The organism is Brevundimonas sp. (assembly GCF_046299535.1).
GTDB lineage: Bacteria > Pseudomonadota > Alphaproteobacteria > Caulobacterales > Caulobacteraceae > Brevundimonas.
Genome location: NZ_JBKBIB010000001.1, coordinates 95,768 through 113,701 on the forward strand (window position 1 = coordinate 95,768; position 17,934 = coordinate 113,701).

Below are 17,934 nucleotides of genomic sequence, written 5' to 3' on the forward strand. Positions count from 1 at the left end.
CCTTATTCGATCACATAGCCCACCGGGCCCTGCCAACCGGCCGAGGCGGCGGAGGGGGCGGGGGTGCCGTAGCTGCGGTTCAACTGGCCGAAGAAGATGGTCTGGGCGTCGCCGGCGATCTGCAGGCCGTCGGCGGGGGTCTGCTGGACGCCGCGGCCGGTGGGTGAGACGATGAAAGGCTCGATGATGATCACCAGCTCGGTCTCGCCCATCAGATAGTCACGCGACCGAAACAGCGCGCCCAGCACTGGCAGGCTTGTCATGCCGGGCAGGGCGTCAATGTTCTGGCGCGTCGATTCCTGCAGTAGACCGGCGATCATCATGGCGCCGCCCGACGGCATCTCCACCGTGGTCTGCGCCCGGCGTACATTCAGTCCCGACAGGGTGATGGCGTTGTCGGCGCCGCCCCCCAGGGTGAGGGCGCCCGCATTGCTCAGTTCGGACACTTCCGTGGAAAGCTGAAGCGAAATGCGCCCGCCGCTGAGGACAATGGGCCGGAAGGACAGGGAGACGCCGTAGGGCTTGAACTCCACCAGGATGTTGCCTTGCTGGTCGCGGCCCACCGGAACCGGAAACTCTCCGCCCGCCAGGAAGTTGGCGTTCTCTCCGCTGACCGCCGTCAGATTGGGCTCGGCCAGGGTGCGGACCAAGCCGACACGCTCGAAGGCTCGCAAGGTCCCCGCGACGCCGCCGTCGGGTCCGGTATGCTCGTAGCGGAGCAGGCCCCCGCCCTGCTGGCCCGAATTGATGGGAAATGTGGAGCCTTGGACAAAGGCGAGGTTATCACTGGCGTCGGCGATGATCGCGTCCAGATCGATGCCCAACTGCTTCACCGAAGACCGCTGAACCTCCACGATCCGGGCGCGCAGGGTGACCTGATCAGGGCTGTCGACGCCAATCAGGTTCAGCACCCGGTCGGGGTCGCTGACAAACTGGCGGGCGATCTGGACGGCGCGATCGGCCTCGGCAGGCGTGGGGGACGTGCCGGTGAGGACGATGCTCTCGTTCACCGCCTCGGCGCGAATGGAGGATCCCGGCAGAAGGCGGGCGATCGTGTCTGACAGGGCGCCGACTCCGGCGTCCACGCGAATGGACAGATTGAGGATAGCCCGGCCCGATGCGTCCAGGAAAACCGCGTCCGTCTCGCCCGGCGCAATCCCCACCACGGTGATACGGCGCGGTGAGTGCAGCATGGCTTCGGCAACCGCCGGGTTGGAGACGATGACGTCGCGGGCGTCCACCGGAAGGTCGACTGCGGCGGAACGGCCGCGCGGCAGGTTCAGGGACTGGCTTTCTCCGCCCACCGCTACGCGGACGCTGGACTGGGCCGAAGCGGGAGCGCCTGACAGCGGCGCCAAGGCCAGGGCGAGAGCCGAGAGGAGGGCGAGGGAGCGTCTCATTGCACCACCACCGTCTCGACCTGATCCCCGCGATGGATGCGCACGACGCGCGATTCCCCGCCGCCCGACGCCAGTCGACCCGTGCGTCCCGATGGCCCGGCCGCATCAGCGTAGGACCGCAGCACCAGCGAAAGGTCGCCCTCGGCGCGGGCCAGGGACAGCACTTCGGCGTCTCCGGGGGAAACCTCAAGGGTGGCGGTGGCGCCGACGACGGTCTGGGCGTCATCTTGCGCCTGCGATGTCTGGTCGATGGCCAGGACCTTGACGTTCTGCATGACCGTCGCCGTGGTGTGGCGCTGGGCGCCCCCCCCCTGATTGTTGTCATTGCGGATTTCGCGGGTCACGATCACGTCCACCCGATCGCCCGGCAGGATGAAGCCGCCGGCGGCCGTCTCGACCGAGACGCGGATGGCCATGGCGCGCATGCCCGGCTCCAGATAGGCGGCCAGGAAACCGCTGTCGCCCGAACGCACGATCTTGCGCGTGACGATGGGTTCGCCGGCCACGAAGCCTTCGCGGACCACGGCCCCTACGAAGTCGGACTGGGCGCCGATTCCGGCGACAGCGTTTACAGCGCGGGTGACGGTCTCGACGGCGCCTTCCACCTGATTCTGTGAAGCGGCCTCGCTGGCGGGCGCAGGCGCAGAGGCCGGCAGAGGCACGGATCCGTCAGTGACATAGGCCGGATTCAAGCCCTCGATGGGCCAGTCCTTCCATTCCATGTCGCCGGCGTCGAGCCGCTTGCCGACCGGGATGTCCCTGGCGGCGACCAGAACTCTCGCCATGCGGGGCGCTTCGACTGCGGCCTCGGCCGTGGCGGCGGGCTGGCCGGAATTACCCATTGCGCGCACCACCAGGGCCAGCGCGACGGCGGCGACAGCGGCGATGCCGATGACTGCGATGCGGGCGGGTCTCATCCTGTCCGTCTCCGAAGAAGCGAGCGGAATCGGACTCCGACTCCCTTGCCGTTAACGAACATGCCGGGCGCGGGTTAACGCGCCCCTAAGCCGGGAATTTCAGAAGGCGGCGGCCATCATGGCGCTGGACGGCCAGGCCAGAAGCGCGCCGGCTGCGATGGCCACGCCATAAGGGATGTCGCCCTTTGGCTCAAGAAGGCGGCCCACCCAGGCCAGGCCGAGCGGGGTGAAGTCGGCGAAGTGGCGCCTGGCCAGGATCAGGCCCAAGCTGAACAGCCCGCCGATCATTGCCGTCCAAAGCACAAACATCAGAACCGCTTCTGGGCCCATCCACAGGCTCAGGGCCGCCATCAACTTTGCGTCGCCGCCGCCAATCACCCGAAGCGCAAACAGGCCTATTCCGATGATGAGCGCCGCAACGCCGATGCCGAGGTGAACCAGCAAGGCCTGCCATCCCAGCCCGGCCAACAGGGCAGCCGGGATGAAGGCGGCGATCAGGATCAGCGACATCCAGTTGGGAATGGTCATGGTGGCTAGGTCGCGCACGCCCGCCATCACGGCGACCACTGGCAGCATGGCGAGGAAGACGATGGTCAGAACATCCATGGGGCGGGTGTGGCGGGCGATCCCTTAAGAACGTGTTTCGCACATCGGCCAATAACAAGGGGCCGCAGCGTTCCGCCACGGCCCCCGTTACGCCTAACTACGGGATCTTTATTCAGTGCCGACGGCGTCAGCCACCGAGTTGAACGCATCGCGCATATTTCCACCCAGCAGCTGCAGGGCGCCGATGATGACCACGGCGATCAGCGCGGCGATGAGGCCGTATTCGATGGCCGTGGCGCCGGACTCATCCTTGGCGAACTTGTTGATGAACGTCTTCATGTGGATTTTCCTTTTATCCAAGCGAGCAACTTGACGGTTGGTAAGGGCCGCCGGATTGCCCGCCAGACCCCCGTTTACGCGACCGACAATGCCCGCGCTCCTGTTAATACCAAGTAAAATGACAAAGAAGTTCCGGCAGTTTCTATAGTTACCAAGTATTTACGCTGAATATCTGTTAACCATGCCGGCGCCTCCCCTTCCACCTTCAGAATTTATTGAGGGTTCGCCGCCAGGGTGTCGGCTCTCGCGCGCGCTTACGCGCTCCTTGAATGAGACCGCCCATGCGCCTCCTCCTGACACTTTCCGCCGTGCTCGCCGCCGCTGCTCCCGCATTGGCCCAGAGCCGCGGCATGGATGTGGAGATCGACCGCGCGCAGCGCGTCCAGCTGCGCGGCGCGGCCTCTTCGGTGATCGTGGCCAACCCGGCTGTGGCCGACGTCACTGTGGTGGACGCCTCTACCCTTTACGTGACCGGGCGCGGCTACGGCTCCACCGAGGTTGTGGTTGTGGACGCCATCGGGCGAACCCTGTTCCAGTCCGTAATCAATGTGACCGCGCCGTCCGCCGGCCATGTGCGGGTATGGCGCGGCGGCGTCGCGACGGAAATGTCGTGCACCACCGGCTGCGCGCCGAGCCAGCATCAGGCGCCGGCCCCCGCCTCCGCGCCCGACGGAACCCCCTGACACAGACCGGGGCCAGGATGATGGGACGATCAGCATTGAAACGGCGGGGTCTGGGCCGCTTTCGGCGTGACGAAAGCGGCGCCACCGCTATCGAGTTCGCCTTTGTGGCGGCGCCCTTCTTCTTCATGATGTTCGCCCTGATCGAACTGGGCGTGCTGTTCGTGGTCGACGTGGCCCTGGAATCGGCGGTCAGCCAGACCGGGCGGCTGGTCCGCACAGGCCAGGCCCATGATCGCGCCCTGACCGTTTCCGAGTTCAAGCAGGACGTCTGCTCACGGATGGGAGTGTTCGAGAGCCAGTGCGACAACCGGCTTCTGGTGGACGTGCGGGTGATTCCCCGCTTTACCGGTCAAACGCCGCCCGATCCCGTGGACGCGGACGGCGAGCTTTCGGAAAGCGGCCTGCTGTTCGCCATCGGCGGACCCCGCGACATCATCCTGCTGAGCGCATGGTATCCCCAGCCCCTGTTCACGCCCCTGGTCAGCCAGGGCGCCGAGCGGGTGGCGGGCCACAGGGTGCTGAACGTCACCACCGCCTTCCGCAACGAGCCGTTCTAGTGGTGGAGGGAAACCGCACGCCTGGCCTGCTGAAACGCCTCCGCGGCGACCGGCGCGGCGTTTCTGCGGTGGAATTCGCCCTGATCGCCCCGGTGATCCTGCTGTTCTATTTCGGTCTGGCCGAGTTCTGTCAGGGCTTCATGGCCCAGAAGCGCATGGGTCGGACCGCCGCCACCGTGGCCGACCTCGTCACCCAGAACGAGACGGTCACGCGCGCGGACATCGCCGATGTGTTTGAGGTGGGCGTACTGATGATGCGGCCCTTCCCGGCCCGTCCGCTGGAGCAACGGGTCACCGCTGTGACGCGACGCGACAACGGCCAGATCCGCGTAGACTGGTCCCGCGCCGAAGGCATGACGGCGCGAGGCGCCGGATCGACGGTGGACATTCCCGCCGGACTGATCGCGAACGGCGAAAGCCTGGTGATGACCGAGATCGTCTATGACTACGAATCGCCCTTTGGCGAACTGTTGCCCGGGCTGACGCGATTCAGCCACACCTACTATCTGCGGCCCCGCAAGGTGGAGCAGGTGCGCTGCACCGACTGTTGAGCGGCAATCGTCTTCGCCCCCTGTCATCCTTCGGCAGGGACGATTAGATAGGCGTCATGAAGGACCTCAACGAACTGATGAAGCAGGCCCAGGCCATGCAGGAGAAGCTGCAGGACGCCCAGGCGAAGATGGCGGACTCCTCGGCCGAGGGCACCTCGGGCGGGGGTCTGGTGACGGTAGGCCTCAAGGGTCCCGGCGACATCACCCATGTGCGGATCGACGACAGCCTGATGGCGCCCGGCGAGGGGGAAATCCTGGCCGACCTGATCGTGGCCGCCCACGCCGACGCCAAGCGCAAGCTGGATGCCGTAAACGCCGAGCTGATGCGCGAGGCCGCCGGTCCCATGGCGGGCATGAACATCCCCGGCATGCCCAAATTGTTCTGACGCCTCCATGGCCGCGTCCGCCGGACCCGAGATCGAGCGCCTGATCGGCCTGCTGGCCAAGCTGCCGGGCATGGGCCCGCGCTCGGCCCGCCGCGCGGCGCTGGCTCTGTTGAAGCGGCGCGAGCAACTGCTGGAACCGCTGGCGGCGTCGCTGGCGGAGACGGCGGCCAAGGTTCGGTCCTGTTCGGTCTGCGGCGCGCCGGACACCCGCGATCCCTGCTCCATCTGCGCCGACACGTCCCGCGATGGCGGCCTGATCTGCGTGGTGGAGGAGGCCGGCGCCCTGTGGGCCATGGAGCGGTCCGGCGCCTTTCGCGGCAAATACCATGTGCTGGGCGGCCTGCTGTCGGCTCTGGACGGGGTAGGCCCCGAGGCGCTGCGTATCAGCGAGCTGGTGGGCCGGGCCCGCGAAGGCGCGGTCAAGGAAGTGGTGCTGGCCCTGCCCGCCACTGTCGACGGCCAGACCACCGCCCACTATCTGGTCGACAGGCTTTCGGGGACGGAGGTCCAGATCACCAGCCTGGCCCGGGGCGTGCCCGTGGGCGGCGAGCTGGACTGGCTCGACGACGGCACCATCGTCCAGGCCATGCGGCAGCGCCGTCCGGCCTGACGCCCTCCGGCTTTCGCCTGACGCCGACTCCGGCTAGGAACGGAGCATGAACACCTTGATCCTCGTCTTCGCCGGGCTTTTCGTGGCCGCTTCGGCCGCCTTCGTCTGGGCCTTCTTGGGCTGGCAGAAGGCGAAATCCGCCGCCGACGCGGCCCACCACAAGATCGAGGTGATCGAGGAGGCCCGAGCCTCCATGGCCGACTATCTGCGCGCCCAGGCGGCGGAATCGGCCCAGTCGGTGGCCAACCAGATGGTGGCCCGCGCCACCGAAACCTTTCAGGCCCAGGACCGGGTGGCCCGCGAGCGCATGGAGGCCCAGCTGAAGCCGGTCAGCGAGACCCTGGCGAAGTTTCAGGAGCACGTGCAGGCGCTGGAGAAGGCAAGGTCCGAGGAGACCGGCGGGCTCAAGGAGCAGCTGGGCCTGCTGATGACCGCCCACACCGCCACCCGGGACGAGACCCGCAAGCTGACCGAGGCCCTGCGCGGCAACACCGGGCGGCGCGGCCGCTGGGGCGAGCAGACCTGCCGCAATGTGCTGGAGGCCGCCGGCATGGCGGGCCGCTTCGATTTTCAGGAACAGACGTCCCAGGCCAATGACGAGGGCCGCCAGTCGCGGCCGGACTTCATCGTGCGCCTGCCGGGCGGCGGCATGTTCGTGATCGACGCCAAGGTGCCGCTGGCCTTCGACGCCGACGAGGAGGGCGACGAGGACAGCCGGGCCCAGGCCCGCTCGCTGCGCATCGCCGCCAGCCTGAAGACCCATGTGCGCCAGTTGGCGTCCAAGGCCTATCAGGACCAGTTCAAGCCCAGCCCCGATTTCGTGGCCCTGTTCGTGCCCGGCGACGCCTTCCTCTCCTCGGCGCTGGACCATGCGCCCGACATCATGACCCAGGCCATGGATTCCCGGGTGGTCATCGTCACCCCCACCACCCTGTTCGCCCTGTGCAAGGCGGTGGCCTATGGCTGGCGGGCCGAGGAGCAGAGCGCCAACGCCGAGCACGTGGCCCGGCTGGGCAAGGAGCTCTACAAGCGCCTGGCCACCATGGGCGGATACGCCTCCTCGCTGGGGGCGGATCTGGATCGGGCCGTTAAGCGCTACAACCAGTTCGTCGGCTCGCTGGAGAGCCAGGTGATGGTGCAGGCCCGCCGGTTCGAGGACCTGCAGGTCGATCACGAGGGCAAGGATCTGCCCGAACTGGCGCCTGTGGAGCAATCCACGCGCATCCTGAGCCGTCCCGAACTGATCGAGAGCGCGTCAGACGCAGGCAAGACGCAATAGACTTGCCCCGTACCGGGCGCTAATCCGCGCCCATGACCGATACAGCCGCCCTGTCCCCCTGCCCGCCCGACGAGCCGCCCGTGGGTCGCATGATCGCCATGCCCGCCGACACCAATCCCGAGGGGGACATCTTCGGCGGCTGGCTGCTGGCGCAGATGGACCTGGCCGGGTCCTCGCCGGCCTTCAATCTGGCGCGGGGCCGCTGCGCCACCGTCGCGGTGGACTCCATGGTGTTTCACCAGCCGGTGTCCGTGGGCGACGAGGTCAGCATCTATGCGAAGGTCATCCGCACCGGCCGCACCTCCATCGGCGTGCATGTGGAGGCTTGGAAACGGGGCCGCGGCAAGGACGAGATGGTGCGCGTGACCGAGGGCGTGTTCACCTATGTGGCCATCGATCAGGACCGCAAGCCCCGGCCCCTGCCCGGCGGGGAGTGACCCTGCGCCAGGGGCGGATTTCTTGACCGGCGGGGCCTTTGCGCCTACCTCCCAGTCATGGCTATTCGTCGCATCCTGACCGTGAACAATCCCGCTGACCTGGCGGTGCTCAAGACCGTCTGCACCCCTGTGGAGACGGTGACGGATGAGGTGCGCGCCCTGATGGATGACATGCTTGAAACCATGTACGACGCGCCGGGCATCGGCCTGGCCGCCGTACAGATCGGCGACACGCGCCGGATCGTGGTGATGGATCTGGGCGACGGCGGCGAGGACGGCGAGGCCCCCGAGAGCGAGGACGCGCGCAAGCCCAACCCGCGCTTCTTCATCAATCCCGAGATCCTGTGGGCGTCGGAAGAGACCACGCCCTATGAGGAAGGCTGCCTGTCGATCCCCGAGTATTTCGACGAGGTTCAGCGGCCGGCGCGGATCCGGCTGCGCTATCTGAACCGCGAGGGCGAAACGGTGGAGGAAGAGGCCGACGGCCTTTACGCCGTCTGCATCCAGCACGAGATCGACCACCTCAACGGCGTGCTGTTCATCGACCACCTGTCGCGGCTGCGCCGGGACCGGGCCATGACCAAGGTCAAGAAGGTCATGCGCGAACGGGTGGCGGCATGATGGCCCGCGCCAACGCCCGCCGCAAGGCCGTCCGCGCCGTGCGCGCGCCCCTGACCGGGGCCCAGAAGATCGGCATCGGCTCGGCTGCGACCCTGATCGCCGTGGCGGGGCTGGGCCTGATCGCCGGCGTGGTGCTGGACCGGCTGCTCAATTTCGACGACGCCTTTGACGCCGGCGGCGAATGGGACGAGGGCGGCGGCGTCTTCACCCGCTGGGACTGACCCGCCAAAAATGATCCTGTCCAAGCGCCCCGAGGTCGAGCGGTTTCTGGCCGCGCCGGACCCGGCGGTGCGGGCGGTGGTGATCCACGGCAAGGACCGGGGCGGCGTCGGCGAACGGGGTCAGGCCCTGTGCCTGAAGATCGTGCCCGACCTGAACGACCCCTTCGACGTCACCCTGTTGACCGACAGCGATGTGGAAGCCGACGGCGCGGCGCTGGACGACGCCCTGTCGGCCCAGTCCATGACCGGCGGACGGCGGCTGGTGCGGCTGCGTCTGTCCACCGACAAGGCGTCGACCGACAAGGCCGTGGCCGCGGCGCTGAAGATTCACGCCGACGGCGGCTTCAACCCCGACGCCATGTTCGTGGTGGAGGCCGGGGCGCTTGGCCGGGAGTCTGCCCTGCGCAAGGCCGCCGAAGCGTCCAAGGCGGCCGTCAGCATCGCCTGTTATGAGGACGAGGTGGGCGATGTGGCCCGCATGGTGCGCGAGGCCCTTGCGAAAGACCGGGTGGGCCTGACGTCCGACGCCCTGGCCCAGTTCACCGCCCGCCTGCCCCGCGAACGGGGCCTTATGCGCCAGGAGATCGAGCGCCTGGCCCTGTTCATCGGCCCGGGCAGCGACCGGACCCTGGGCCCCGACGAACTGGAGCAGCATCTGGGGGTGGAGCCGGACGCCTCCCTGTTCGAGGCGGCGCTGCAGGCCTTCGGGGGACGGGCGGCGCAGGCGCAAGCCAACGTGCGCCGGGCCTTTGCGGAGGGCGAAAGCCCCGTGGCCGCCGTGCGCGCGGTCAGCGGCCACCTGAACCGCCTGCGCCGCATCCGCGCCTTGACCGACAACGGCGCCGGGCCCAAGGAGGCCACAAAGGCTGCGGGCGTGTTCTGGAAGCAGGAAGCGGAAATGCTGCGCCAGATGCGGTCGTGGCGGCATGAGGACTTGTCACAAGTCCTTGATAACACTCTCGAATGTGAGAAGGCGTGCAAGACGGCCGGCTCCCCCGACGCCCTGCTGGCCGAGCGGCTTCTGCTCGAGGTGGCGGGCCGGGCCCGGCGTCTGGGGCTCTAGGGACGCGGGGCGCAGGGCTGGCGGGGCTGTTCGTCCCACCATTCAGCGTTAGCGCGCCGGATCAGCGCCAGAAAGTCACGCTTTTCGATCTCCTCGGCTTCAGCGCACGCCTCGGCCAATTCGCGGTCCAGCGGATCGACAGGTTCGGGACGGGGCGGTCGGGGTCGAGTCATTGCGCAGGTTCCTGAACGCCGGACAGGCTGAAGCGCCCGTCGGTGCGGGTTGATGGGAAGGGAACGGGGCGCCGGGCCATCGCCCGGTGTAGGGATAGACAAATACCGTTTCGACGAAGGCTGACGCCCCGCGCGATCGTTCTGCCAGAGCCCCCGGTAGGCACGCGTCTTAGGCGCTAGCCGGTGTTTAGGCCCTGAACGGGCGGGCATGGACAGCGCTCCATGTCCCGGACCCGGCGAGTAATCCGCCCCGCCGCTTGAGTCCCGCTCGATCACAGCCCGTCGCCGCAAGGTCGCCGGCCGAGCGCCCTTCCCGTGCGACGGGATGGGAAAAGCATACGGGCCGGGGGAACGCGGTCGGAAAACTGGACGAAGAATGTTCTCGAACCCTTGTCCGCCAATGCATTGGCCCGGAAAAATGCGGGTGTTGGGACGGAGTTCGTCCCGCTTTTTTCTCCCTCCCCGTTCGGGGAGGGCGCTGAGCCGAAGGCGAAGCGGGGGGGGGCGGCTAAGGCGAAACAGCGCCCTCGTCGCCGCGCCCGCCCCACCCGGCCGTCGCTTCGCGCCGACCGCCCTCCCCGAACGGGGAGGGAGAAGCAGAGCCCTCCACCGCTTTGTCTCAGCCTCGCGTCAGGCGGCGGCAGAGGTCGTCCAGCTGCTCGAGGGCGCCGTAGCGGATGACCAGTTCGCCCTTGCCGCCCTTGTCGCGGACCTCGACCTTGAGGCCCAGGGCGTCGCCCAGATCCTGTTCGAGGGCCACGGTGTCGGCGGAGCGGTCGAGGGCGGGCTTCGCCTTGGCCGGTTTGGGCCCCTCGGCCGCCTGACGGGCCAGGGCCTCGGTCTGGCGTACCGACAGGCCGCTCTTGATGATGGTGTCGGCGAGCTCATCGGGGTTGGGAGCGGTGATCAGGGCGCGGGCGTGGCCGGCGGACAGGCGCCCGGCCACCACATGGTCCAGCACCGGGTCCGGCAGGGCCAGCAGGCGCAGGGTGTTGGCCACATGGCTGCGGCTCTTGCCCACCACGCCGGCCACCACGTCCTGGGTGCGGTTGAAGCGCTCCATCAGGGTGCGGTAGGCGCGCGCCTCCTCCACCGGGTTCAGGTCCTCGCGCTGGACGTTCTCGACGATGGCGATTTCCAGCACCTGTCCGTCGTCCAGCTCGCGCACCAGCACGGGAATGGTCTTGAGGCCCGCCTTCTGGGAGGCGCGCCAGCGCCGCTCGCCGGCGATGATCTGCCAGCCGTCTCCGCCGGGCGCCGGGCGCACCAGCAGGGGCTGGAGCACGCCCTTGTCGCGGATGGAGGCGGACAGTTCGGCGATCTCGTCGTCCGAGAAATGGGTGCGGGGCTGGTCCGGATTGGGGTGCAGCTGCTCGATGGGGATCTCGCGCACGCCGGCGCGGGCCTCGATGTCCGCGGCCACCGCTTCGGCGGTGTCCCCGATCAGGGCCGACAGACCCCGACCCAATCCTCTTTGACGTTCAGCCACTTGTTTGATTCCGTTACACTAATCAGGCAGCGATGGCCTGGCGGCGGGACTTCTCCCGGGCCACCAGTTCGCGCGCCAGACGCAGGTACGCCTGGCTGCCCGCACACTTCAGGTCATAGATCAGGGCCGGCTTGCCGAAGGACGGCGCCTCGGACACCCGGACGTTGCGGGGGATCACGGCGTCATAGACCTTGTCGCCGAAATGGGCCCGCACATCGGCCTCCACCTGGGACGACAGGCTGTTGCGCCGATCGTACATGGTCAGCACCAATCCCTGAATTTCCAGAGCCGGATTAAGGCTTTGGCGGACCATTTCGATGGTCTTCATGAGCTGGGTCAGGCCTTCCAGGGCGAAGAATTCGCACTGAAGGGGCACCAGCACCGCGTCCGCCGCGCTCATGGCGTTGAGGGTCAGCAGGTTCAGGGACGGCGGGCAGTCGATGAGCACATAGTCATACCGGGTATGGCCGCCCTCGCCTTGCGCGCGAAGGGCGTCGCGCAGGCGATAGGCGCGGCGATCGGCCTGGCTGAGTTCGATCTCGACCCCGGACATGTCCGCATCGGCGGGCACGATGTCCAGGCCCGGCACGGCGGTCTTCACCGCCGCGTCGTCGATGGAACGGCCGTCCACCACCACGTCATAGATGGTCACGGTGCGGGATTCGCGGCCCACGCCCAGACCGGTGGAGGCGTTGCCCTGGGGATCCATGTCCACGATCAGGCAGCGCTGGCCGATGGCGGCCAGGGCGGTGCCCAGATTGATGGCCGTGGTGGTCTTGCCCACCCCGCCCTTCTGGTTGGAGACCGCGAGGACTCGGGTCTGGTGACGATCAGCGGGCACGGCGCAATCCCCGGACGTGAACAACATGGCCCCGGCCGTCGGTGAGACGCGACGGATGGAGCTGAGCCTTGAAATGCCAGGATAAGCGCGCCGACTTCAACTCGTCGGGGGCCTTTTCTCCCTTGAGGAACAGACCTTGTGCACCGCGATCCATGTAGGGCTGTGCATAACCGAGCAGCTTGTCCATGGGGGCGACAGCGCGGGCGGTGACGACATCGACGGTGATCGTCTGGTCTTCAGCTCGCCCATTGATGACCGTGGCGGGCAGATCCAGCTCGGCCTTCACCTGATCCAGAAAGCGGCAGCGCTTGCCCAAACTGTCGATCAGATGGACGTGGGCGCCCGGGCGCCCTTTCATGAAGATGGCCAACACCACGCCGGGCACGCCAGCCCCAGCCCCCAGATCGGCCCAGGTCAGGGCCTCGGGCGCGTGTTCGAACAGTTGCCAGCTGTCCTGCACGTGGCGGGCCCAGTAGTCGGGCAAGGTTGAGGGTCCGACGAGATTCATGACCTGATTGGCCTCGGTCAGCAGGACCCGGAAGCGCTCCAGATCGGCCATCTGGGCGTCGGTGGCGCCACTGAGGGCCTGAAATTGCTCCACAGTCAGGCTCACGCCGCGACGGTCCGGCGGTGTTTCACGTGAAACAGCAGGGCCGTGAGGGCGCCGGGGGTCATACCCTCGATGCGGCCGGCCTGACCGAGGGTGCGCGGGCGGATGCGCTCCAGCTTCTCGCGCACCTCGTTGGAGAGGCCGCCCACGGCGGCGTAATCCAGCCCGTCGGGCAGGATCAGGGCCTCTTCCCGCTGCAGGGACTCGGCCTCGATCCGCTGGCGGTCGATATAGCCCGCGTAGCCCGCGTCGATGACCACCTGTTCGCGCACCCCCTCGGGCCAGTCGGCCATGGCGGGGACGACTGCGGAGAAGTTGTCCAGGGTCACGCCCGGATAGGCCAGCAGGTCACGGATCGAACGGCGCTGGCCGTCCGCATTGACCGCCACGCCCAGGGCTTTCGCTTCATTGGGAGTGAAGATGGTGGTGCGGACCACCTCATCGGCCGCCTTCAGCAGGCGGGCCTTGTGGGCAAAGGCGGCGGCGCGCCCGGGGCCCACCAGACCCAGGTCCACACCGCGTCCGGTCAAGCGTTGATCGGCGTTGTCGGCCCGCAGAGTCAATCTGTACTCGGCCCGGCTGGTGAACATGCGGTAGGGCTCGGTCACACCGCGCGTCACCAGGTCGTCGATCATGACGCCGATATAGGCTTCGTCGCGGCCGAAGGTGACGGCGTCGGCGCCGGAGGCGGCGCGCGCGGCGTTCAGCCCGGCCACCAGCCCCTGGGCCCCCGCCTCCTCATAGCCCGTGGTGCCGTTGATCTGGCCGGCGCACCACAGGCCCGGCAGGCGCTTCATCTGAAGGCTCGGGTCCAGCTCGCGCGGGTCGATGTAGTCATACTCGATGGCGTAGCCGTAGCGGATCACCTCCACCGCCTCGAGTCCGGCCATGGTGCGCAGGAAGGCCAGCTGGGTTTCCGGCGCCACCGAGGTGGAGATGCCGTTGGGATAGACCGTGGGGTCATCCAGCCCTTCGGGCTCGAGGAAGACCTGATGGCTGTCCTTGTCGGCGAAGCGCACCACCTTGTCCTCGATGGACGGGCAGTAGCGCGGGCCGCGCCCGGACAGATGGCCGCCGTAGACGGCGGACTGGCCCAGGTTGGCGGCGATGATCTCGTGGGTGCGGGCGTTGGTGGCGGTTATGCCGCAGGCGATCTGGGGGACGGTGATCCGGTCGGTCAGGAAGGAGAACGGGACCGGGGCCTCGTCGGCCTGCTGCATCTCCAGCCGGTCCCAGGCGATGGTGCGGCCGTCCAGACGCGCGGGCGTACCGGTCTTGAGGCGACCCATGTTCAGGTCGAGCCCGTAGAGGCGCTTCGACAGGCCGATGGCGGGCTGGTCGCCGTGGCGGCCGGCGGGAATGCGTTCGTCGCCGCGGTGGATGACGCCGTTCAGGAAGGTGCCTGTGGTCAGAACCACGGCGGCGGCGCGAAACGTCCGGCCGTCGTCGGCCACGGCGCCGACCACGCGGCCATGCTCGATGACCAGATCCTCCACCGCCGCAGCGACGATGGTCAGGTTCGGGGTCCGGGCCAGTTCGGCCTGCATGGCCTCGCGGTAGAGCTTGCGGTCGATCTGGGCGCGCGGGCCGCGCACGGCGGCGCCCTTGGAGCGGTTGAGCAGGCGGAACTGGATGCCCGAGCGGTCGGCGAGACGGCCCATGACCCCGTCGAGGGCGTCGATCTCGCGCACCAGATGACCCTTGCCCAGGCCGCCGATGGCCGGGTTGCAGGACATCTCGCCGATGGTGTCCAGCTTGTGGGTCAGCAGCAGGGTGGCCGCCCCCATGCGCGCAGCCGCCGTCGCCGCCTCGCAGCCCGCATGGCCGCCGCCGACGACGATGACATCCCAGACTGTGTTTTCAGGCGAATGGGTCACGGGTGGGGACTCTGAACTCGGGGCGGGGCCTATAGCATCAGATGGGCGCCCGGTCATCCTTGCGCGAGGGTTCGTGAGCAGGCGGGCGATGTTTCACGTGAAACAGCCCTACTTGCCGATGCAGAAGCTGGCGAAGACTTCGCCGAGCACATCCTCCACCCCGACCGCGCCGACGATCTCGGCCAGGGCGTTGGCGGCCTGTCGCACGTCGTCGGCCGCCATCTCGGGGCCGATGGCCATGGCCGTCCCGGCCGAGGCCAGATGATCCCGCGCCCGCTCCAGCCGGATGCGGTGGCGTTCGCGGGTGACGGCGGGGAAGTCGGCGCCGGACAGATCTTCGGCGATGCGGCTGGCGACCCAGGATTCCAGAGCGTCGAGCCCCTCCCCGCGCCCGGCGCTGATCGCCAGATGGGCCATGCCGTCGGGCGGCGGCTGGGTCTGGAGATCGGCCTTGTTCAGCACCGCCAGATCGCCCGGCTGCACCAGATCCGCCACGGCCGCGCCGTCGAAGCCCGGGGCGCGGACCCAAAGGCGTAGCTCCGCCTCTGCCGCCCGTGCCCGCGCCCGGCGCACGCCCTCGGCCTCGATGGGGTCGGCGGTGTCGCGCAGGCCGGCCGTGTCCATCAGGGTGACGGCGTATCCGCCTATGGTGAGATGAGCCTCCAGCACGTCGCGGGTGGTGCCGGGGGTGGGGGTGACGATGGCGGCCTCGCGTCCTGCCAGCCGGTTGAACAGGGTCGACTTGCCCGCGTTTGTGTCGCCGATCAGGACGATGCGGTAGCCCTCGCGGATGCGCTCGCCGCGCCGGGCCTGACCCAGCGCCGCGTCGATGTCGGCGGACAGGGCGGCGATCATGGGGCCGACCCGGTCCGACAGACCGCCCGGCACGCCCTCCTCGTCGGGGAAGTCGATCTCGGCCTCCAGAAGGGCGAGGATGGACAGCAGGGACGCGCGGAACCCGGCGTAGCGTTCGGACAGGGCGCCGCCCAGCTGGCCGAGGGCCTGACGACGCTGGGCGTCGGATTCCGCATCCACCAGATCGGCCACAGCCTCGGCCTGGGTCAGGTCCATGCGGCCGTTCTGAAAGGCGCGGCGCGAGAACTCGCCGGGCTCGGCGGGGCGCAGGCCCAGATCGGACAGGGCCCGGGCGCAGGCCTCGAACACGGCGCGGCCGCCGTGCAGGTGCAGCTCGGCGCAGTCCTCGCCGGTGAAGCTGGCCGGGCCGGGCATCCAGAGGATCAGGGCCTGATCGAACACTTCGCCCCAGTCGTCGCGCAGGCTGCGGAGCGAGGCCCGGCGCGGCTCAAGGCCGCCGGCGCCGAGGGCTGTCAGCGTCGCCTCGGTCGCGGGGCCCGACAGGCGGACCACGGCGATGGCGCCGCGACCGGGCGGAGTGGCGAGGGCGTAGAGGGTGTCGGTCATTGGCAGGGTGAGGAAAAGTCTGAGCGGCGGACAGGCCCCCTCCACCGCTTCGCGGTCCCCCTCCCCCAAAGGGGGAGGAGACCAATCATGACTTCGTCGCGCTTTCCATGAGGCGGCGGAAATGGTCCTGGGCTTGAAGGCCGAAGCTGGTCCAGGTCTTCATCAGCTCATCGGGCTGCATGGCGGCGATGTTCTCGTCCATGCGGCGCTGCATCTCGGCCACCATGTGGTCGTTCAGCGGCTCCACATTCGGCAGTCCCAGGAAGGCCCGGGCCTCGGCCGGCTCGCAGTCGATCTCGATCTTGACCTTCATCGCAGGCTCCCGTGTTTCACGTGAAACAGCCCTCAAGCAGCGTCGCACCGCGTGCGAGGCGTCAGGGCCGGATTATGTGTTCATGGACTGGAAGAAGTCGCCGTTGTTCTTGGACTGGCGCAGCTTGTCCAGCAGGAACTCGATGGCGTCCTGGGGGCCCATGGGGTTGAGGATGCGGCGCAGCACATAGGTCTTGGCCAACTGATCCTTGGGCACGATCAGGTCCTCCTTGCGGGTGCCGGACTTCAGCACGTCGATGGCCGGGAAGATGCGCTTGTCGGCCACCTTGCGGTCCAGCACGATCTCGGAGTTGCCGGTGCCCTTGAACTCTTCAAAGATAACCTCGTCCATGCGGCTGCCGGTGTCGATCAGGGCGGTGGCGATGATGGTCAGGCTGCCGCCCTCCTCCACATTCCGCGCGGCGCCGAAGAAACGCTTGGGCCGCTGCAGGGCGTTGGCGTCCACACCGCCGGTCAGGACCTTGCCCGACGACGGCACGGTGGCGTTGTAGGCGCGGCCCAGGCGGGTGACGGAGTCCAGCAGGATGACCACGTCGCGCTTGTGCTCGACCAGGCGCTTGGCCTTTTCGATGACCATTTCGGCCACGGCCACGTGACGGGTGGACGGCTCGTCGAAGGTGGAGGCCACGACCTCGCCCTTCACCGTGCGCTGCATGTCGGTGACTTCCTCGGGGCGTTCGTCGATCAGCAGGACGATCAGATAGACCTCGGGATGGTTCTGCTCGATGGACTTGGCGATGTTCTGCAGCATCACCGTCTTGCCGACCCGCGGCGGGGCCACGATCAGGCAGCGCTGGCCCTTGCCGAGGGGCGCGACGATGTCGATGACCCGGCCCGAGCGATCCTTCAGCGTCGGATCCTCAATCTCCATGTTCAGGCGAGAGTCGGGATAAAGCGGCGTCAGGTTGTCGAAATTGACCTTGGTGCGGACCGTCTCCGGGTCCTCGAAATTGATGGTGTCGACCTTGAGCAGGGCGAAATAGCGCTCACCCTCCCGGGGGCCCCGGACCGTACCGTGAACCGTGTCGCCGGACCGAAGGCCGAAGCGGCGGATCTGGGACGGGCTGACATAGATGTCGTCGGGGCCGGGCAGATAGTTGGCGTCGGGGCTGCGCAGGAAGCCGAAACCGTCCGGCAGAACCTCCAGCACGCCGTCGGCGGAAATCTCCACCTCCTCGTCGGCCAGCACCTTGAGGATGGCGAAGAGCAGATCCTGCTTGCGCAGGTTTGAGGCGTTCTCGATCTCCAGACCCTCGGCGAAGGCGACCAGGTCGGCGGCCGACTTCTCCTTCAACTCCTCCAGCGAGATGCGCTCGCCCAGACCGGCGCCGCGTTCCTCATCGCCGTTTTCGGACTCACCCTCGCTGTCGGACGGGGTGTCGGCGGTCTGATCCTCGACCGAGGCGTCGTCGGCAGGGGTCTGGTTTTCGGTGTCGGTCATGAGCGTATCGCGAAGAGGCCGCGCGGCGAGGGCCGGGCGGACGGGGGAGGAAAAGGCGATGTCTGGCCGCAAGGCCGGAGGGGAAAGACGAACACCCGAGCGTCAAGCGGGACGGTCAGGGCGTCTTGAGAGAAGGGC

General features: G+C 68.1%; 22 protein-coding genes. 10 read left to right on the forward strand and 12 right to left on the reverse strand.

Annotated features, from left to right (window positions below):
• Positions 1–2 precede the first annotated feature (2 nt).
• The 4 genes from ACK4FB_RS00480 to ACK4FB_RS00495 form a co-directional block, all read right to left on the reverse strand.
• Positions 3–1,400 carry a type II and III secretion system protein family protein gene (locus ACK4FB_RS00480; protein ID WP_409746554.1) on the reverse strand — a complete coding sequence of 466 codons (1,398 nt, stop codon included), beginning with the start codon at positions 1,398–1,400 and terminating at the stop codon, positions 3–5.
• Complete coding sequence (gene cpaB, locus ACK4FB_RS00485) at positions 1,397–2,317, reverse strand: Flp pilus assembly protein CpaB (protein WP_409746556.1); 921 nt, start codon at positions 2,315–2,317, stop codon at positions 1,397–1,399. The genes ACK4FB_RS00480 and cpaB overlap by 4 nt, the downstream gene beginning before the upstream one ends.
• Before the next feature lie 99 nt (positions 2,318–2,416).
• The gene (locus tag ACK4FB_RS00490) at positions 2,417–2,923 is read right to left on the reverse strand and encodes a prepilin peptidase (protein WP_409746558.1); all 507 of its coding nucleotides are present in this window, start codon (positions 2,921–2,923) and stop codon (positions 2,417–2,419) included.
• Between the two features lie 108 nt (positions 2,924–3,031).
• Positions 3,032–3,202 carry a Flp family type IVb pilin gene (locus ACK4FB_RS00495; protein WP_409746560.1) on the reverse strand — a complete coding sequence of 57 codons (171 nt, stop codon included), beginning with the start codon at positions 3,200–3,202 and terminating at the stop codon, positions 3,032–3,034.
• A gap of 281 nt (positions 3,203–3,483) precedes the next feature.
• Here ACK4FB_RS00495 and ACK4FB_RS00500 point away from each other — a divergent pair, with 281 nt between their 5' ends.
• From ACK4FB_RS00500 to holA, 10 genes are read left to right on the forward strand one after another with little or no spacing between them, the layout of a single operon-like run.
• Positions 3,484–3,885 carry a pilus assembly protein N-terminal domain-containing protein gene (locus ACK4FB_RS00500; RefSeq protein WP_409746562.1) on the forward strand — a complete coding sequence of 134 codons (402 nt, stop codon included), beginning with the start codon at positions 3,484–3,486 and terminating at the stop codon, positions 3,883–3,885.
• A gap of 35 nt (positions 3,886–3,920) precedes the next feature.
• Complete coding sequence (locus ACK4FB_RS00505; RefSeq protein WP_409746564.1) at positions 3,921–4,442, forward strand: TadE/TadG family type IV pilus assembly protein; 522 nt, start codon at positions 3,921–3,923, stop codon at positions 4,440–4,442.
• Positions 4,442–4,993: a TadE/TadG family type IV pilus assembly protein gene (locus tag ACK4FB_RS00510; RefSeq protein WP_409746566.1), complete on the forward strand. Its 552-nt coding sequence runs from the start codon at positions 4,442–4,444 to the stop codon at positions 4,991–4,993. The genes ACK4FB_RS00505 and ACK4FB_RS00510 overlap by 1 nt, the downstream gene beginning before the upstream one ends.
• A gap of 56 nt (positions 4,994–5,049) precedes the next feature.
• Positions 5,050–5,379: a YbaB/EbfC family nucleoid-associated protein gene (locus tag ACK4FB_RS00515; protein ID WP_409746568.1), complete on the forward strand. Its 330-nt coding sequence runs from the start codon at positions 5,050–5,052 to the stop codon at positions 5,377–5,379.
• A gap of 7 nt (positions 5,380–5,386) precedes the next feature.
• Positions 5,387–5,989, forward strand: coding sequence for a recombination mediator RecR (recR, locus tag ACK4FB_RS00520; protein WP_409746570.1), 603 nt, complete (start codon positions 5,387–5,389; stop codon positions 5,987–5,989).
• A 46-nt stretch (positions 5,990–6,035) separates the two neighbouring features.
• Positions 6,036–7,268 carry a DNA recombination protein RmuC gene (locus ACK4FB_RS00525; RefSeq protein WP_409746572.1) on the forward strand — a complete coding sequence of 411 codons (1,233 nt, stop codon included), beginning with the start codon at positions 6,036–6,038 and terminating at the stop codon, positions 7,266–7,268.
• Positions 7,269–7,300: 32 nt separating this feature from the next.
• Positions 7,301–7,705 (forward strand): acyl-CoA thioesterase, encoded by a 405-nt coding sequence (locus tag ACK4FB_RS00530; RefSeq protein WP_409746574.1) that lies wholly within the window; start codon positions 7,301–7,303, stop codon positions 7,703–7,705.
• Between the two features lie 57 nt (positions 7,706–7,762).
• The gene (gene def, locus ACK4FB_RS00535; RefSeq protein WP_409746576.1) at positions 7,763–8,326 is read left to right on the forward strand and encodes a peptide deformylase; all 564 of its coding nucleotides are present in this window, start codon (positions 7,763–7,765) and stop codon (positions 8,324–8,326) included.
• On the forward strand, positions 8,323–8,547 hold the full coding sequence (locus ACK4FB_RS00540) for a hypothetical protein (protein WP_409746578.1): 225 nt from the start codon (positions 8,323–8,325) through the stop codon (positions 8,545–8,547). The genes def and ACK4FB_RS00540 overlap by 4 nt, the downstream gene beginning before the upstream one ends.
• 10 nt (positions 8,548–8,557) lie before the next feature.
• Positions 8,558–9,610: a DNA polymerase III subunit delta gene (holA, locus tag ACK4FB_RS00545; protein ID WP_409746580.1), complete on the forward strand. Its 1,053-nt coding sequence runs from the start codon at positions 8,558–8,560 to the stop codon at positions 9,608–9,610.
• Here holA and ACK4FB_RS00550 read toward each other — a convergent pair.
• The 8 genes from ACK4FB_RS00550 to rho all read right to left on the reverse strand — a co-directional run bounded on the left by ACK4FB_RS00550 (position 9,607) and on the right by rho (position 17,796).
• Positions 9,607–9,783, reverse strand: coding sequence for a hypothetical protein (locus ACK4FB_RS00550; protein ID WP_409746582.1), 177 nt, complete (start codon positions 9,781–9,783; stop codon positions 9,607–9,609). The genes holA and ACK4FB_RS00550 overlap by 4 nt on opposite strands.
• 619 nt (positions 9,784–10,402) lie before the next feature.
• Complete coding sequence (locus ACK4FB_RS00555) at positions 10,403–11,272, reverse strand: ParB/RepB/Spo0J family partition protein (protein WP_409746584.1); 870 nt, start codon at positions 11,270–11,272, stop codon at positions 10,403–10,405.
• 22 nt (positions 11,273–11,294) lie between these two features.
• Entirely contained in the window at positions 11,295–12,140 is an 846-nt protein-coding gene (locus ACK4FB_RS00560; RefSeq protein WP_409746586.1) for a ParA family protein, read from the reverse strand.
• On the reverse strand, positions 12,103–12,672 hold the full coding sequence (gene rsmG, locus ACK4FB_RS00565) for a 16S rRNA (guanine(527)-N(7))-methyltransferase RsmG (RefSeq protein ID WP_409747068.1): 570 nt from the start codon (positions 12,670–12,672) through the stop codon (positions 12,103–12,105). The genes ACK4FB_RS00560 and rsmG overlap by 38 nt, the downstream gene beginning before the upstream one ends.
• A 50-nt stretch (positions 12,673–12,722) precedes the next feature.
• On the reverse strand, positions 12,723–14,657 hold the full coding sequence (gene mnmG, locus ACK4FB_RS00570; RefSeq protein WP_409746588.1) for a tRNA uridine-5-carboxymethylaminomethyl(34) synthesis enzyme MnmG: 1,935 nt from the start codon (positions 14,655–14,657) through the stop codon (positions 12,723–12,725).
• Positions 14,658–14,708: 51 nt separating this feature from the next.
• Positions 14,709–16,022, reverse strand: a complete 1,314-nt coding sequence (gene mnmE, locus ACK4FB_RS00575; RefSeq protein ID WP_409746590.1) for a tRNA uridine-5-carboxymethylaminomethyl(34) synthesis GTPase MnmE — start codon at positions 16,020–16,022, stop codon at positions 14,709–14,711.
• A gap of 85 nt (positions 16,023–16,107) precedes the next feature.
• Positions 16,108–16,335, reverse strand: coding sequence for a DUF6489 family protein (locus ACK4FB_RS00580; RefSeq protein WP_409746592.1), 228 nt, complete (start codon positions 16,333–16,335; stop codon positions 16,108–16,110).
• Between the two features lie 72 nt (positions 16,336–16,407).
• Positions 16,408–17,796, reverse strand: coding sequence for a transcription termination factor Rho (gene rho / locus ACK4FB_RS00585; RefSeq protein WP_409746594.1), 1,389 nt, complete (start codon positions 17,794–17,796; stop codon positions 16,408–16,410).
• Positions 17,797–17,934: the final 138 nt, after the last annotated feature.

Excerpts from the sequence above, each read along its gene's own strand:
- mnmG (WP_409746588.1), bottom strand. The coding sequence starts at position 14,657 with ATGACCGGGCGCCCATCTGATGCTATAGGCCCCGCCCCGAGTTCAGAG.
- ACK4FB_RS00495 (WP_409746560.1), bottom strand. The coding sequence starts at position 3,202 with ATGAAGACGTTCATCAACAAGTTCGCCAAGGATGAGTCCGGCGCCACG.
- ACK4FB_RS00500 (WP_409746562.1), top strand. The coding sequence starts at position 3,484 with ATGCGCCTCCTCCTGACACTTTCCGCCGTGCTCGCCGCCGCTGCTCCC.
- recR (WP_409746570.1), top strand. The coding sequence starts at position 5,387 with ATGGCCGCGTCCGCCGGACCCGAGATCGAGCGCCTGATCGGCCTGCTG.
- rho (WP_409746594.1), bottom strand. The coding sequence starts at position 17,796 with ATGACCGACACCGAAAACCAGACCCCTGCCGACGACGCCTCGGTCGAG.
- mnmE (WP_409746590.1), bottom strand. The coding sequence starts at position 16,022 with ATGACCGACACCCTCTACGCCCTCGCCACTCCGCCCGGTCGCGGCGCC.
- ACK4FB_RS00560 (WP_409746586.1), bottom strand. The coding sequence starts at position 12,140 with ATGTTGTTCACGTCCGGGGATTGCGCCGTGCCCGCTGATCGTCACCAG.
- holA (WP_409746580.1), top strand. The coding sequence starts at position 8,558 with ATGATCCTGTCCAAGCGCCCCGAGGTCGAGCGGTTTCTGGCCGCGCCG.
- def (WP_409746576.1), top strand. The coding sequence starts at position 7,763 with ATGGCTATTCGTCGCATCCTGACCGTGAACAATCCCGCTGACCTGGCG.
- cpaB (WP_409746556.1), bottom strand. The coding sequence starts at position 2,317 with ATGAGACCCGCCCGCATCGCAGTCATCGGCATCGCCGCTGTCGCCGCC.
- ACK4FB_RS00525 (WP_409746572.1), top strand. The coding sequence starts at position 6,036 with ATGAACACCTTGATCCTCGTCTTCGCCGGGCTTTTCGTGGCCGCTTCG.
- ACK4FB_RS00550 (WP_409746582.1), bottom strand. The coding sequence starts at position 9,783 with ATGACTCGACCCCGACCGCCCCGTCCCGAACCTGTCGATCCGCTGGAC.
- ACK4FB_RS00530 (WP_409746574.1), top strand. The coding sequence starts at position 7,301 with ATGACCGATACAGCCGCCCTGTCCCCCTGCCCGCCCGACGAGCCGCCC.
- rsmG (WP_409747068.1), bottom strand. The coding sequence starts at position 12,672 with ATGGCCGATCTGGAGCGCTTCCGGGTCCTGCTGACCGAGGCCAATCAG.
- ACK4FB_RS00480 (WP_409746554.1), bottom strand. The coding sequence starts at position 1,400 with ATGAGACGCTCCCTCGCCCTCCTCTCGGCTCTCGCCCTGGCCTTGGCG.
- ACK4FB_RS00540 (WP_409746578.1), top strand. The coding sequence starts at position 8,323 with ATGATGGCCCGCGCCAACGCCCGCCGCAAGGCCGTCCGCGCCGTGCGC.
- ACK4FB_RS00580 (WP_409746592.1), bottom strand. The coding sequence starts at position 16,335 with ATGAAGGTCAAGATCGAGATCGACTGCGAGCCGGCCGAGGCCCGGGCC.
- ACK4FB_RS00490 (WP_409746558.1), bottom strand. The coding sequence starts at position 2,923 with ATGGATGTTCTGACCATCGTCTTCCTCGCCATGCTGCCAGTGGTCGCC.
- ACK4FB_RS00515 (WP_409746568.1), top strand. The coding sequence starts at position 5,050 with ATGAAGGACCTCAACGAACTGATGAAGCAGGCCCAGGCCATGCAGGAG.